Raw genomic sequence first — 13418 nt, 5'->3', positions numbered from 1 at the left:
GCACTTGGAGCTGAAAGCTCTTACCAATCATTTCAGGACTCTTGCTGTAACGCTTACGGCGGCGATACGGTCGCGCGGGGTCGGACCCAACAGAGCCGTATCGCAAGGAGTTCACGTCAGTGATACCTAGATGGTCGGCGCCGCCCAGGCGTCGCACAGCTCAGGCCGGACGGGTCGCCGCGGTCACCGTGACCGCGCTGGCCGCGGCGCTCGTCCAGCCACTGGCGGCCAGGGCCCAGACCCCGCCCGCCCCGCCGTCGGACGCGAAGCTCGCCGCCGAGCCCGCCCGGCACGACGTCACCCGCGAGCAGTTCTACTTCGTCCTGCCGGACCGTTTCGCCAACGGTGACACCCGCAACGACAAGGGAGGTCTGACCGGGTCCCGGCTCAGCACCGGGTTCGACCCCACCGACAAGGGCTTCTACCAGGGCGGCGACCTCAAGGGCCTGACCAAGAAGCTCGACTACATCAAGGGCCTCGGCACCACCTCCATCTGGATGGCGCCGATCTTCAAGAACCGTCCCGTGCAGGGCACCGGCGCGAACGCCTCGGCCGGCTACCACGGGTACTGGATCACCGACTTCACCCAGGTCGACCCGCACTTCGGGACGAACCAGGACCTGGCGGACCTCATCGCCAAGGCGCACGCCAAGGGCATGAAGGTCTACTTCGACGTCATCACCAACCACACCGCCGACGTCGTCGACTACGAGGAGAAGTCCTACGACTACCTCGCCAAGGGCGCCTTCCCGTACCTGACGAAGAACGGCGAGCCCTTCGACGACGCCGACTACGCCGACGCAAAGAGCCGCTTCCCGTCCGTCGACAACGACTCCTTCGCCCGCACCCCGAAGGCGGCGAAGAACGCCAAGGTCCCCTCCTGGCTCAACGACCCGACGATGTACCACAACCGGGGCGACTCCACCTTCGCCGGGGAGAGCTCCGAGAACGGCGACTTCTCCGGCCTCGACGACCTGTGGACCGAGCGTCCCGAGGTGGTCAGCGGCATGGAGAAGATCTACCAGCGGTGGGTCAAGGACTTCCGGATCGACGGTTTCCGCATCGACACCGTCAAGCACGTCAACATGGAGTTCTGGACCCAGTGGGCCACCGCCCTCGACGCCTACGCGGCCAAGCAGGGCCGGGACGACTTCTTCATGTTCGGTGAGGTGTACTCCGCCGACACCAGCATCACCTCCCCGTACGTCACCCAGGGCCGCCTGGACGCCACGCTCGACTTCCCGTTCCAGGAAGCGGCCCGCCAGTACGCCTCCCAGGGCGGCAGCGCGCAGAAGCTGGCCTCGGTCTTCGGCGACGACTACAAGTACGCGACCGACAAGGCCAACGCGTACGAGCAGGTCACCTTCCTCGGCAACCACGACATGGGCCGCATCGGGTACTTCCTGAAGCAGGACGCCAAGGACGCTTCCGACGCCGAGCTGCTGAAGAAGGCCAAGCTCGCCAACGAGCTGATGTTCCTCAGCCGCGGCAACCCGGTCGTCTACTACGGCGACGAGCAGGGCTTCACCGGCTCCGGCGGCGACAAGGACGCCCGCCAGACGCTGTTCGCCTCCAAGACCGCCGACTACCTCGACGACGACCAGATCGGCACCGACCGCACCCACGCCGTCGACGCCTACGACACCAAGGCCCCGCTGTACCGCCAGATCAGCGCCCTCGCCGAGCTGCGCAAGGCGCACCCGGCGCTCGCCGACGGCGTGCAGACCGAGCGCTACGCGGCCGACGGCGCCGGCGTCTACGCCTTCTCCCGCTTCGCCACCAACCGCACCGAGTACGTCGTCGCCTTCAACAACGCCGACGACGAGAAGTCGGCGACCTTCGCGACCGGTTCGGCCCGGATGGGCTTCCAGGGCATCTACGGCACCGACGCCTCGGTGACCTCCGACGCCGACAAGAAGATCACCGTCACCGTCCCCGCTCGCTCCGCGATCGTGCTGAAGGCCGACGGCCGCCTCGGCAACCCGGCCGCCAAGCCGAAGGTCACCCTCAAGGCCCCGGCCGCCGGTGCCACCGGCACCGTGGAGATCGGCGCCGACGTCGACGGCGGCCAGCTCAACCGGGTCGTGTTCGCCGCCCAGGTCGGCAACGGCAAGTGGCGCACCCTCGGCTCCGCCGACCACGCCCCGTACAAGGTCACGCAGGTCATCGGCGAGGACGTACCGGCCGGCACCGCCCTGCGCTACAAGGCCGTGGTGATCGACTCCCTCGGCCGCACCGCGAGCGCCACCGCCGCCTCCACCACGGGCACCCCGCCCGCCGAGGAGAAGCCCACCGCCTCCTCCCGCGACTACGCGATCGTCCACTACAAGCGCGCGGACGACGACTACAGCGACTGGGGCCTGTACACCTGGGGCGACATCGCCGACGGCGAGGCCACCGAGTGGCCCAAGAGCCACCCCTTCATCGGCCGGGACGCCTACGGGGCCTTCGCCTACGTCAAGCTCAAGCCGGGCGCGTCGAGCGTCGGCTACCTGGTCATCGACAAGGACGGCAACAAGGACGTCTCCGCCGACCGCACGATCGACGTCACCAAGACCGGCGAGATCTGGATCGAGCAGGGCAAGGAAGACGCCCTGACCGAGCGGCCCGAGTACCCGGCCCAGGACAAGTCCAAGGCCGTGCTGCACTACCACCGCGCCGACGGCGACTACGAGGGCTGGGGCCTGCACACCTGGACGGGCGCCGCGAACCCCACCGAGTGGTCGAACCCCCTGAAGCCGGTGAAGACTGATGCCTATGGCGCGGTCTTCGAGGTGCCCCTCGCCGAGGGCGCGGGCAGCCTCAGCTACATCCTCCACAAGGGCGACGAGAAGGACCTGCCCTCCGACCAGTCGCTGGACCTCAAGGCCAATGGCCACGAGGTGTGGCTGTTGAACGGCCAGGAGAAGTACCTGCTGCCGCAGCCCGCGGGCAGCGCCGCCGCGCTCGACCTGACCACCGCCAAGGCGGTCTGGATCGACCGGAACACGGTCGCCTGGAACGGCTCGGAGGCCGCCGCCTCCACCCAGCTGATCTACTCCCGCACCGGCTCCATCACCGCCGAGGACGGCGCCCTGACCGGTGCCGACCAGCGCTGGCTCCGGCTGAACAAGGCCACGCTGACCGACGCCCAGAAGGCGAAGTTCCCGCACCTGAAGTCGTACACCGCCTACTCCGTCGACCCCCGCGACCGCGACCGGGTCCGTGAGGCGCTGCGCGGCCAGGTCGTCGCCTCCCAGCGCGCCGCCAACGGCGCCGTGCTGACCGCCACCGGGGTGCAGATCGCGGGCGTCCTGGACGACCTGTACAACGCCACGAAGGCCGACCTCGGGCCGGTGTTCTCCAAGGGGAAGCCCACCCTGTCGGTGTGGGCGCCCACCGCGCAGCAGGTCAAGCTGGAGATCGGCGGCTCCACCGTCGCCATGCGGCGCGACGACACCACCGGCGTCTGGTCCGTGACCGGCCCGGCGTCCTGGAAGAACAAGCCGTACCGGTACGTCGTGAAGGTGTGGGCGCCCAGCGTCCGCAAGGTCGTCACCAACAAGGTCACCGACCCCTACTCCGTCGCCCTGACCACCGACTCGGCGCGCAGCCTGGTCGTGGACCTCGCCGACAAGTCCCTGAAGCCGGCCGGCTGGACGACGTACACCAAGCCCAGGGCGGTGCCGCTGAAGGACGCGCAGATCCAGGAACTGCACGTGCGTGACTTCTCGGTCGAGGACCGCACCGCGGACCACCGGGGCACCTACCTGGCCTTCACCGACAAGCTCAGCGACGGCTCCAAGCACCTGCGGAAGCTGGCCGAGGCGGGCACCTCGTACGTCCACCTGCTGCCCGCCTTCGACATCGCCACCATCCCCGAGAAGAAGTCCGACCAGCAGTCCCCCGACTGTGACCTGGCCTCCTTCCCGGCCGACTCCGAGGAGCAGCAGGCGTGCGTGGCGAAGACCGCCGCGAAGGACGTCTACAACTGGGGCTACGACCCGTACCACTACACGGTCCCCGAGGGCTCCTACTCGACGAACCCGGACGGCACCACCCGTAACGTCGAGTTCCGCAAGATGGTCAAGGCGCTCAACGAGAACGGCCTCAGGGTCGTGATGGACGTCGTCTACAACCACACGGCCGCCGGCGGCCAGGCGTCCACCAGCGTCCTGGACCGGATCGTGCCCGGCTACTACCAGCGGCTCCTGGCCGACGGCTCGGTCGCCAACAGCACCTGCTGCGCCAACACGGCCACCGAGAACGCCATGATGGGCAAGCTCGTCGTGGACTCCATCGTCACCTGGGCCAAGGAGTACAAGGTCGACGGCTTCCGCTTCGACCTGATGGGCCACCACCCGAAGGAGAACATCCTCGCCGTCCGCAAGGCCCTCGACGAGCTGACCCTGCAGAAGGACGGCGTCGACGGCAAGAAGATCATCCTGTACGGCGAGGGCTGGAACTTCGGAGAGATCGCCGACGACGCCCGCTTCACCCAGGCCACCCAGAAGAACATGGCCGGAACGGGCATCGCGACCTTCTCCGACCGGGCCCGTGACGCGGTGCGCGGCGGCGGCCCCTTCGACGAGGACCCGGGCATCCAGGGCTTCGCGTCGGGCCTGTACACCGAGCCCAACTCCTCGAAGAACAACGGCACCGAGGCCGAGCAGAAGGCGCGGCTGCTGCACTACCAGGACCTGATCAAGGTGGGTCTGTCCGGCAACCTGGCGGACTACCGGTTCACCGACACCAGCGGCAAGGAGGTCAAGGGCGCCGAGGTCGACTACAACGGCCAGCCCGCCGGATACGCGGACGCCCCCGGAGACGCGCTCGCCTACGCCGACGCGCACGACAACGAGTCCCTGTTCGACGCCCTCGCCTTCAAGCTGCCGGCGACGGTGAGCGCGGACGACCGGGCCCGGATGCAGGTCCTCGCCATGGCGACCGCCACCCTCTCACAGGGCCCGGCGCTCTCCCAGGCCGGCACCGACCTGCTGCGCTCTAAGTCGCTGGACCGCAACTCCTACGACAGCGGCGACTGGTTCAACGCCATCCACTGGAACTGCCAGGACGGCAACGGCATGGGACGCGGGCTGCCGCCCGCCGCGGACAACCAGTCCAAGTGGTCCTACGCCAAGCCGCTGCTCGGCACGGTGAAGGTGGGCTGCGAGCAGATCGACGGCGCCTCGGCCGCGTACCGGGACCTGCTGAGGATCCGCTCGACGGAGAAGGCCTTCTCCCTCTCCACCACCGGGCAGGTGCAGTCGAAGCTCTCCTTCCCGCTCTCCGGCGAGGACGAGACGCCCGGCGTGATCACCATGAAGCTCGGCGACCTGGTCGTCGTCTTCAACGCCACGCCCGAGGAGCAGGAGCAGCGCGTGGCCGCGCTCGCCGGGACGGGCTACGGCCTGCACCCGGTGCAGGCGGCGGGCGGGGACGCGGTCGTGAAGACCTCGTCCTACGCGAAGGACACCGGCACCTTCACGGTCCCGGCGCGGACGGTGGCGGTCTTCACCACCACCGGCTGATCCGCTGACGCCCTGCGGCTAGTGTGAGCCCTCCTGACCTTGAACAGGAGGGCTCACGCTCATGCCGCAGATCACCGTCGACTACTCCGAGAACCTGGCGGAGTCCTTCGACCGCCCCGCCTTCGCCCGCGACCTGCACACCGCGGTCGTGGACATCGCGGCGGCGAAGCAGCCCGCCTGCAAGACCCGCTTCCGCCGCACCGAGACCACCGTGGTGGGCCAGGACCCCGAGGGCCACGCCCTGATCCACGTCCACATCGCCCTCCTGGCAGGCCGCACGGACGAAACGAAGTCCCGGCTCACGGAGGCGGTCCTGGACCTCCTTCGCAAGCACGTCACGCCCCCGGCGAACCACAGGCTGCACGCCTCCGCAGAGATCCGCGACCTGGACCCGTCGTACACCAAGTACGAGACGGACTAGGACGCCAGGCTCAGCAGTCGGGTCGCCAGGTCGGTGAAGGGGCCGTCGCCGGGTTCCTGTTTGAGGAGGTCGCTCAGGAGGGCGGCCAGTTCGGTGTCGTGGGCCGCTGCCACCGCGGCCAGGGCGGCGAAGTCCTGGACGAGCTGGACCTCCAGCTCGGCGCGCGGGATGCGGCGGCCGTCCAGCCAGATCAGGGCCGTCGACTCGGCGAGCGAGATCCAGGAGCGGACGACCAGTTCCAGGCGGGCGGGCGGGGTCTCGACCCGCAGATGCGACAGGATCTGGTCGTACGCGGCCTGGCGCACGGAGTCGATGAGGGCGTTCGTGGTGGAGGAACCGACCGCCGGGCCGCCGCGCATCAGGGCCGAGAAACCCGGGCCGTGCTCGTCGACGAAGTCGAAGTAGCGGCGCATCACCCGCAGCAGCCGCTCACCCAGCGGACCCTCGTGCGGCTCCACGAACCGGGACGCCAGATCGTCCGACGCACGCTTCAACGCGGCCTCGTACAGGCTGAGTTTGCCCGGGAAGTAGTGGTAGACCAGCGGGCGGGAGATCCCCGCGGCGGACGCTATCTCGTCGATGGAGACATCGTCCGGCGAGCGTCGGCTGAAGAGGTCGAGAGCGACACCGATCAGCTGCTGCCGTCGCTCCTCGACCCCCATTCTGCGGCGTACCCCGGTAGTCATACGAACACCTTACCGATCGGATTCGGCCGTCGAACGAGCCGCATCGGGCAAGGGCGTTCACATGTCCAGCACCAGCCGCCCGCCCCGGGCCCGGGACACACAGATCAGCATCGAGTCGTCACGCTCCGCGTCCGTCAGCAGCTCGTCCCGGTGCTCCACCTCGCCCTCCAGCACCCGCTGTTGGCAGGTCCCGCAGAACCCCTGCTCGCAGGAGTACAGGGTGTCCGGCAGCTCGGCGCGCACGGCGGCGAGCACCGTGGAGTCGGCCGGTACCGTCAACACCTTCCCGCTGCGCCGCAGTTCGAGCTCGAAGGCACCGTTGCCCCGCAGGGACGCGGCGGGCGCGAACCGCTCAAGGCGGACGTCCGGCACCCGTTCCTCCACTGCCGCCATCAGCCCCTCGGGACCGCAGCAGTAGACGGCCGCGTCCTTCGGCGCCGACGCGAACAGCGCGTCCAGGTCCGGGCGCCCGTCCTCGTCCTCGGCGACGACCCGTACCCGGCCCCGCCCGGCGTCCAGTTTCGCCAGCTCCTCCAGGAACGGCATCGACGCCCGGCTCCGCCCGCCGTACAGCAGCCGCCAGTCGGTGCCCTCGGGCAGCGCCCGCAGCATCGGCAGGATCGGCGTGATCCCGATACCCCCGGCGACGAAGACGTACGCGGGCGCCTCGACGAGCGGGAAGCGGTTGCGCGGCCCGCGCACCTCCAGCTCCAGCCCCTCGCACACCTGCTCGTGCACCTCGCGTGAACCGCCCCGCCCGTCCTCCACCAGCCGTGTGGCGACCGTGTACGCCGAGGCGTCCTCCGGGTCCCCGCACAGCGAGTACTGCCGCACCAGCCCGGACGGCAGCACCAGGTCCAGATGGGCCCCGGGCTCCCAGCGCGGCAGGCCGTGCCCTTCGAGGCGCAGCAGGACGACCCCGTCGGCGACCTTCTCGTGCGCGGTCACCAGCAGTCGCAGCGCCCGCGACCGGGGCCGCCCGGAGGTCGGTTCCTCCAGCGCCGGCATCGGCCACAGCGGGGAGTCCTGGATCCGGCGCCGCAGGGCCCGCCGGGCGAGCAGCGCGGCGCCCGCGACCACCGCCAACGTCCGCAGACCCGGCATCACTTCGCCCCCTTCTCCGCGGCGAGCGCGGCGACGGCGGCGGGGGAGGAGGCCAGATAGGCCACCGCCTGCTCGGTGGAGCCCTCCTGGGAGGGGTGGTACCCCCGGCTCAGATAGCGGGGTATGGAGCGCAGCATGGCCCCCGTCGAGGGCAGCACCCCGCGTCTGCCGCGTACGTAGAAGGCGCGGAAGCTCGCCTTGCCGGCTGGCAGCGTCGGGTCGTTCTCCATGAAGAACCGGACCCCGCGCTGCCACAGGAACATCAGCGCCGTGAACGCCAGCGCCCAGGTCCGCGCCCGCCGCCGGTAGGAACCGTCGACGTGCATGAACAGGTCGAAGGCGACCGACCGGTGCTCGACCTCCTCGGCGCCGTGCCAGCGCAGCAGGTCCAGCATGGTGGGATCGGCGCCGCGCCGGTCCAGCTCACCGGCGTTGAGAATCCAGTCGCCGAGGAACGCGGTGTAGTGCTCGATGGCCGCGATCAGCGCCACCCGCTCCATCAGCCACCAGCGCCTGGCCCGCCCCGGCGGCAGCGTCCGGTCGCCGAGCAGCTTCTCGAAGAACCAGTCCACCTGCGCGGTGTACGGCGTCGGATCGAGCCCCTGCTCCCTCAGGTGCGGCAGGACCTCGTCGTGGGCCTGGGAGTGCATCGCCTCCTGCCCGATGAACCCGAGGACGTCCTCGCGCAGCCGCTCGTCCCGGATGTACGGCAGGATCTGCCGGTACACATGCACGAACCACCGCTCACCGGCGGGCAGCAGCAGATGCAGCACATTCATGGTGTGCGTGGCGAAGGGGTCGCCCGGCACCCAGTGCAGCGGGGTCTCCTCCCACGAGAAGGACACCTTGCGCGCCTTGAGCGCGACCCGCTCACCGGTGACGGGCAGGGGCACCCGGGCCTGCTTGTTAGACATGCTGTCAATGTACTGATGGGTAAGTCCCAGCAGAAGACCTGTGCCGCACGATATTTCTCAGGCCGGGGCGGCTACTTGAGTCCGCTGACCTCCCGCCCGTCCGCCAGCGTCCCCTTCAGCCCGGCCCGCGCGCCCTGCTCCGCCTCCGCCGTCAGCAGCGGACCCGGCCCGGAGGCGGTCACCCCGCCCGTCGCCTCGATCGACGCCGTGTCCCGGCTGCCCGCCGCCAGCAGGTACCAGGACTCGTCCTGCGCCTTCCACAGCACCCCGGCCAGCACATGCGGATCGCGCGGACCGCACGCCGGGACGTCCTGGCCCTGGGCCGCCACCGCCCCCTGGGCACCGCCCGGTGTGCGGAACTGGGCCAGCACCTGGGCGCCGCCCCGCCAGGTCTCCGCGCGGGTGCACACCCAGTCCGCCGAACCGCTCGCGTCCGGCAGCGGCTGCCGCGCGAACTGCCAGGCGTTCACCGACCGCACGCCCTGTGCCCGCGCCGCCGACAGCGAGCAGGAGTACGGCGCCCAGGTACGCAGCCCGGCCGCCCCGGAGGCGTCCTTCGCCGAACCGGGCCGCCCCGCGGTCAGCCGGGCCGGGACCAACTCGGCGAGGTCGGACAGCAGGCTCGTGCCCGCCTCGCCGGTCACCTGCAGCACGTTCCACGACGTGCACCCCGACTGCTGGGCCGCCGGGCTGGCCAGTGGCGAGGTGACCCCGTCGGCCAGGGTCAGCGCCATCGCCCCGGAACCGGGCTTGAGCAGATCCCGCTCGGCGGCCTTCTGCACCCAGGGCGCCAACAGATAGCGGACGTTGCCGTCGGACCGCCCCAGCACCACGGCGCTCGCCTCGGCGCCGGTCGCGCCGTCGACCCGCGCGAAGTCGATGGCGGCACCGGCCGTGCCGTCCTTCGGCTCGGCGTAGCGGGCGATGCGCAGTCCGTCGTAGAGGATCACCACGCGGGCGTTGTCGACGGTGCCCGCGTAGAGGAGCTGGGGCGGTCCGGCGGGGCCGCCGGACGGGGTGCCGGGGGTGGCCGAGACACGGACCTTCTCGCCGGGGCGGGCCCAGACGGCGAGGGCGCGGCGCAGCAGGGACCGGTCGCCGGTGAGTTCACCGCGCGCGGGCCAGACGGAGAAGTCCAGCCGGGAGGCCGTCTCCCAGGCGGCCGGCGCCACCTTCTCCAGCCGGCTCGGATCCAGGGCGGCCTGCGCCGCCGGGTTCTGCGCGTACGGGGGAGCCGCGGCGCCGTCCGGCGCCCAGCCCTCGCCGGGCAGCCCGAGCAGCGCCCCGCACACCACCAGCGCGGCCCCGGCGACCAGCGCCGCCTTCAGGTGCTGCCTGCGCCGCATCAGATCCGTGGGCCGGGCCTGCAGCGAACAGGCGTCGAACTCGGGGGAGTCCAGCAGCGCGTACCGCGCCGGGACGGCGTCGGCCTCTTCGAGGGCCTCGTCCACGTCGTCGACCCCGGCCGCCGCCAGCAGTTCGTACACGGCGTCGTCGTTCAGCTTCTCCAGCCCGCGCAGGACGTACGCCGCCCGCGCCGGGGCGGAGAGCGCCGCGAGCCGCTGGTCCAGGGCGAGTTCGTCGGCGCCGCCGGACCGGGGGAACAGCCGCAGGCCCCACACCTGGGGCAACAGCGGCGGCAGTTGGGCCCGCCTGGGCAGCGCCCGCAGACTCAGCGGCACCCCCGCCCGCAGCGCCGCGCGCACCACGCGCAGCCGCATGAAGGCGTACCCGGGGTCGCCCTCGCGCCCGGTGGACTGCGCCGGGATCAGCGGTGTGGACGTCCGCCCCCGGGGCAGCGCGCCCTGTGCGAGGGCGTGCGCGGTCAGCACCCGCCGCTTGCGCCCCAGCCCCGGCGGCAGCACCAGATAGGCGAGCCGGACCAGCCGGGGGTAGTGCTCGACGAGCGCCGCCTCGGCCTGTTCGACGTCGACGACGGGGTCGGTGGCGGAGGCGGCTGAGGGGCGCGGGGCGACATCCTGTGACTGCACGTCCAGCCAAACGAGCGAACCGTGGGGAGGTCACCGCCACCCGGGTGACTCACACCTCGGGTTCCACCAGCGCCCGCGCGTAGTTGGCCATCGACCGCTGGTAGCGCGGCAGATGGGGCGTCAGCGCGCCCAGGACCAGGGACAGCCCCTCGCGGTCCCGGCCGAGGCTGGACAGGCACAGGGCGAGGGTGGCCCGTACCGCGTCGTCGAGTTCGTCGGAGGGCGCCTCCAGCTCCGGCGTCAGCAGCTTGACACCCTCCTCGGCCTGTCCGGTGTTCCGCAGCGAGCTGGACAGCTGGATCTTGGCGCGGCGCCCCTTGTAGCCGCTCAGGCCGCGGGCGAGGGCCTCGCGGTAGAGCGGGACCGCCTTGTCGGAGTGGCCCGTGGAGTCCCAGGCACACGCCTGCTCGAAGGGGCCGAGCGGGCTGTCCTCCGGCAGTTCGGCGACGAGCGCGTCGATCACGGCTCTGAAGTCGGCGGCCCGCTCCTCGGGGTAGTCGTCGAAGGTCGCCCAGGCGGCGCTCACGCGGTCTTCCCAGTCCTTGATCACCGCGTCACTCTCGCACGTCTGAGCGAACTCCGGAGGGTATTTTGAGCGCTCCGCGTGCGGGAGCCGTATGCACCGGGAGGCCCCTGTATGGAGGAACTGATGAAGGTGACCCGACCGATGCTCGCGGCGGTGGCGGTGCTGGTGCTCGCGGGATGCGGTTCCGGTGGCGGTGACGACAGCGCCGACGACGTTCCGAAGACGGCGTCCGGGAGTCTGGAGCAGCTGGCCGCCGAGGTGAAGTGCGCGCCGGACATCCAGATCGACGCCGACGACATCCGCCAGGCGATCTGCAAGGGCGGCGGCCACAAGTTCATCCTCGCCACCTTCGCCACCGACCGCGGCCAGCGCGAGTGGATCAACGGCGCCAAGGACTACGGCGGCCACTACCTCGTCGGCCGCAAGTGGGTCGCTGTCGGCGACGAGAGCAGCACGCTGAAGTCGCTGCGGGAGAAGCTCGGCGGGGACCTGGAGGAGGGCACCGACCACTCGGCGCACGAGGGCGGAAGCGGCGGGGGCGACGACAGCGGGCACGACTCCGGGCACTGATCCCGGCACCGTACGCACGAGAAGGCCGGCGGTGAGGAATTCTCACCGCCGGCCTTCTCCGTGGGTCACCGAGAGCGGATCACCGCGGGGGGATCACTGGCAGCGCTGGCCGCTGTTGATGCACTTGACCATCTTGTTCATCAGCCTCGTGGAGAAGAAGTTGATGAAGTCGTTGTGGTCGGTGATCGGCTTGTGCAGCTGCTCCGGGAAGGTGTCCACCGCGTACGGGTTCACGACCTGACCGTTCTCGATGGTCGGGGCGGGAACGTCGTAGACCAGCCGGACCTGGAGCTGCGGGATCGCCTTGAAGCCGTTGGCGCAGCGGCCGTTGGCCTGGACGAACGCCACGTGCGTACGGTGGTTGGCGCTGTCGATGTTCTGGCCGTCCCAGCAGCTCTGGAAGTTGGTCGTACGGACCACCTGGCTGCCCTGCGGGCAGATCGGGTACTTGTCCTTGAGCTGGACCTTGTTCTCGAAGCCGGTGCAGCTCCAGTTGACGTTGGCGTTGCCGTTGCCGTTGACGAACGCCTTCGCGTCACCGGTGATGATCCGCAGCGCCTGCGGCATCGCGACGACCTTGCTCCGCTTGTTGCCCACGAACTTCAGCTGGGCCGAGACGGGCTCAAGGATCTTGCCGACGTTGCCCTCGGTGCCGCCACCGGCGTTGTTCTGGTCGAAGTCCTGGGAGCCGTCCTGGAGACGCAGCACGGGCCAGAAGTACGAGGAGCGGTCGCTCTGGTTCTGGCAGGTGGTTTGCGCGTTGGCCAGGTCCTGGTCGCTCGCGAACGCGTTGTTGCTCTGGTTGCCGACGTAGTCGTGCAGGTGGTGGGCGCCGTTGCTGACACCCGGGGCCACGATCACGTTGTCGGTGTTGTGGTTGTCGTTGCTGTTGGTGCCGCACTTCGTGATGAAGACGCCGCGCGACCCGGACCGGCCGTTCGCCGGCAGGCCGTTGGCACCGACACCGAGCTGGGCGTTCGCCTGCACCTGGGTGATGTCGACGAAGTCGTCCGCGGTCGGGCCGTTGCCGCCCTGACCACCGTTGCCGCCCTGACCCTGGTCGCCGCCCTGGTCCTGACCGCCTTGGTCCTGGCCGCCTTGGTCCTGACCACCCTGGTCGCCGCCCTGGTCCTGTCCACCCTGGTTCTGGCCGTCGCCGTTCTGGTTCTGGCCGGCCTGACCGTCGGTGGTCTGGGCGGGCGTACCGGTGCAGCCGGAGAGGTTGTCCAGGTCCTCGGAGGCGTTGCCGCCGGCCCGGTTGATCTCCAGCTGGATGCGGTCGATGATCGCCTTCCGCCGGTCCTTCAGCGGCTGGAGGATGGCGTTCTGGACGTAGCTGCCGTCCCGGGCCTGGGCGTCTCGCGTGGTCGCGAGCCGCTGGTACGCCTCGGTGATCTGCTGGTCCAGTGTGGCCAGTTCGCCGTCGACCTCGCCCCGGGCCTGGTTCGGCACCTCGGTGAGCTGCTGGCCGACGTCCGGGCAGTCGATCGTGGCGATCTGCGCCGCGGCCGACCTCGTCCGGTTCTGATCCGAGCCCGATTCGTGCGCGGATGCGTAGAAGTTCGCCCAGATCAGCCCGCCCCCACCGAGTGCTAGGGCCGCCGATGCGGCAATGGCCTTGGTGGCCAGCGGCGTACGGCGTTTTCGTGTGTTGCGTCCCATGGAACTCCTCTGACTTCCTTGCGGGGCTTGCGGG

The 13418-nt window shown here is 70.4% G+C and carries 9 protein-coding genes; 3 read left to right on the top strand and 6 right to left on the bottom strand.

The window, feature by feature from the left end:
- The first annotated feature begins 119 nt into the window (after nt 1-119).
- Both pulA and ACZ7L7_RS18810 read left to right on the top strand, forming a co-directional pair.
- Nucleotides 120-5510 carry a pullulanase-type alpha-1,6-glucosidase gene (gene pulA, locus ACZ7L7_RS18815; protein ID WP_472076549.1) on the top strand — a complete coding sequence of 1797 codons (5391 nt, stop codon included), beginning with the start codon at nt 120-122 and terminating at the stop codon, nt 5508-5510.
- A gap of 61 nt (nt 5511-5571) precedes the next feature.
- Nucleotides 5572-5931, top strand: coding sequence for a 5-carboxymethyl-2-hydroxymuconate Delta-isomerase (locus tag ACZ7L7_RS18810; protein ID WP_285516035.1), 360 nt, complete (start codon nt 5572-5574; stop codon nt 5929-5931).
- On the opposite strand, the gene ACZ7L7_RS18805 is transcribed toward ACZ7L7_RS18810, so the two are convergent.
- The 5 genes from ACZ7L7_RS18805 to ACZ7L7_RS18785 all read right to left on the bottom strand — a co-directional run bounded on the left by ACZ7L7_RS18805 (nt 5928) and on the right by ACZ7L7_RS18785 (nt 11176).
- Entirely contained in the window at nt 5928-6617 is a 690-nt protein-coding gene (locus tag ACZ7L7_RS18805) for a TetR/AcrR family transcriptional regulator (RefSeq protein WP_453605443.1), read from the bottom strand. The two genes, ACZ7L7_RS18810 and ACZ7L7_RS18805, sit on opposite strands and share 4 nt — an antisense overlap.
- 57 nt (nt 6618-6674) lie before the next feature.
- Nucleotides 6675-7721, bottom strand: a complete 1047-nt coding sequence (locus ACZ7L7_RS18800) for a PDR/VanB family oxidoreductase (RefSeq protein ID WP_285516037.1) — start codon at nt 7719-7721, stop codon at nt 6675-6677.
- Complete coding sequence (locus ACZ7L7_RS18795; protein ID WP_285516038.1) at nt 7721-8635, bottom strand: metal-dependent hydrolase; 915 nt, start codon at nt 8633-8635, stop codon at nt 7721-7723. The genes ACZ7L7_RS18800 and ACZ7L7_RS18795 overlap by 1 nt, the downstream gene beginning before the upstream one ends.
- 71 nt (nt 8636-8706) lie before the next feature.
- A complete protein-coding gene (locus ACZ7L7_RS18790) occupies nt 8707-10626 on the bottom strand; it encodes a hypothetical protein (RefSeq protein ID WP_472076546.1) in 1920 nt (639 codons plus the stop codon).
- Nucleotides 10627-10675: 49 nt separating this feature from the next.
- Complete coding sequence (locus tag ACZ7L7_RS18785; protein WP_453605451.1) at nt 10676-11176, bottom strand: tetratricopeptide repeat protein; 501 nt, start codon at nt 11174-11176, stop codon at nt 10676-10678.
- A gap of 99 nt (nt 11177-11275) precedes the next feature.
- Between ACZ7L7_RS18785 and ACZ7L7_RS18780 the strand changes: the two genes are divergently transcribed.
- Complete coding sequence (locus ACZ7L7_RS18780) at nt 11276-11722, top strand: hypothetical protein (RefSeq protein ID WP_285516041.1); 447 nt, start codon at nt 11276-11278, stop codon at nt 11720-11722.
- A gap of 93 nt (nt 11723-11815) precedes the next feature.
- Here ACZ7L7_RS18780 and ACZ7L7_RS18775 read toward each other — a convergent pair whose 3' ends face one another.
- The gene (locus ACZ7L7_RS18775; RefSeq protein WP_453605453.1) at nt 11816-13384 is read right to left on the bottom strand and encodes a DUF1996 domain-containing protein; all 1569 of its coding nucleotides are present in this window, start codon (nt 13382-13384) and stop codon (nt 11816-11818) included.
- Nucleotides 13385-13418: the final 34 nt, after the last annotated feature.

Source organism: Streptomyces sp. NPDC110618 (assembly GCF_055657065.1).
This window is presented reverse-complemented; position numbering and strand designations above follow the sequence as displayed.

Bases quoted from the DNA above. Each gene is read 5' to 3' on its own strand.
- ACZ7L7_RS18795 (WP_285516038.1), bottom strand. From the start codon at position 8,635: ATGTCTAACAAGCAGGCCCGGGTGCCCCTGCCCGTCACCGGTGAGCGG.
- ACZ7L7_RS18775 (WP_453605453.1), bottom strand. From the start codon at position 13,384: ATGGGACGCAACACACGAAAACGCCGTACGCCGCTGGCCACCAAGGCC.
- ACZ7L7_RS18805 (WP_453605443.1), bottom strand. From the start codon at position 6,617: ATGACTACCGGGGTACGCCGCAGAATGGGGGTCGAGGAGCGACGGCAG.
- ACZ7L7_RS18800 (WP_285516037.1), bottom strand. From the start codon at position 7,721: ATGCCGGGTCTGCGGACGTTGGCGGTGGTCGCGGGCGCCGCGCTGCTC.
- ACZ7L7_RS18810 (WP_285516035.1), top strand. From the start codon at position 5,572: ATGCCGCAGATCACCGTCGACTACTCCGAGAACCTGGCGGAGTCCTTC.
- ACZ7L7_RS18780 (WP_285516041.1), top strand. From the start codon at position 11,276: ATGAAGGTGACCCGACCGATGCTCGCGGCGGTGGCGGTGCTGGTGCTC.